The 969-nt window shown below is 63.0% G+C and carries 2 protein-coding genes; one reads left to right on the top strand and one right to left on the bottom strand.

What is annotated here, in order from left to right; translation table 11 throughout:
* Positions 1–422: CHRD domain-containing protein (locus EN994_RS33125; RefSeq protein ID WP_245466168.1), on the top strand; the 422-nt coding region annotated here is incomplete at its 5' end.
* A gap of 211 nt (positions 423–633) precedes the next feature.
* Here EN994_RS33125 and EN994_RS33115 read toward each other — a convergent pair.
* The coding region (locus EN994_RS33115) for a thiamine pyrophosphate-dependent enzyme (protein ID WP_245466167.1) at positions 634–969 on the bottom strand (336 nt) is incomplete at its 5' end.

Genomic DNA, 969 nt, shown 5'->3' with positions numbered 1-969 from the left:
TACCGGCGCTGTCGGCGCTGGCCATTTCGACCGCTTTCCTGTTCGCATCGCCCGCCCTGGCAGCCATGGAAAAGTTCAAGGCGACACTAGACGGCAGCCAGCAGAGCCCGCCCGTCACCACGAAGGGTAAGGGCACAGCCACTTTCACCTTCGACACGACCAAGAAGAAGCTCAACTGGAACGTCAAATATTCCGGCCTCAGCGGACCGGCGACGGCCGCGCATATCCATGGCCCTGCGGCGATGGGTGAAAACGCCGACCCTGTCATCCCGTTCAAAAAACTCAAGAGCCCGATCAAGGGGTCGGAGACGCTCACTGATGCCCAGGCGGCTGACCTTGAGGCCGGCAAGTATTACGTCAACGTCCACACCAAAGCGAACCCGAATGGGGAGGTCCGCGGCCAGATCGAGAAGGCGAAGTAGCTGACCGTTGAAGGTTGGCAGGACAGCGCCCCCCTCTGTCCTGCCGGACATCTCCCCCTCAAGGGGGGAGATCGAATGTACTTCGGGTTTCGCCAATCGCCAGTGTTGGAAGAAGGGCGAGACGACGAAACTGCCAATCTCCCCCCTTGAGGGGGAGATGCCCGGCAGGGCAGAGGGGGCGTGAAGGAACTCGACTTGCCCCGGTCGGCCCTCAAACCTTGTCGCGGATCTGGGTCATCGTCCGGGTCGGGGTGATCGCTTCGGGGTCGAGCCTGATCTCGACGATCGCCGGCTTGCCGCTGGCGCGGGCGCGTTCGAAGGCCGGGGCGAAGTCCGCCGTCTTCTCAACCGTTTCGCCATGGCCGCCATAGGCGCGGGCGAGAGCCGCGAAATCGGGGTTCTTGAGGTCGGTGGCCACCACGCGGCCGGGATATTCGCGCTCCTGATGCATGCGGATGGTGCCGTAGATGCCGTTGTTGACGACGACGACGACGATCGGCAGGTCGTATTGCACGGCAGTGGCGAATTCCTGCCCGTTCATCAGGAA

The sequence above is a fragment of the Mesorhizobium sp. M7A.F.Ca.CA.002.09.1.1 genome (assembly GCF_003998555.1).
Lineage (GTDB): Bacteria > Pseudomonadota > Alphaproteobacteria > Rhizobiales > Rhizobiaceae > Mesorhizobium > Mesorhizobium ciceri.
Note: the sequence above shows the minus strand (reverse complement) of the source record. Positions and strands in the feature narration are given on the sequence as shown.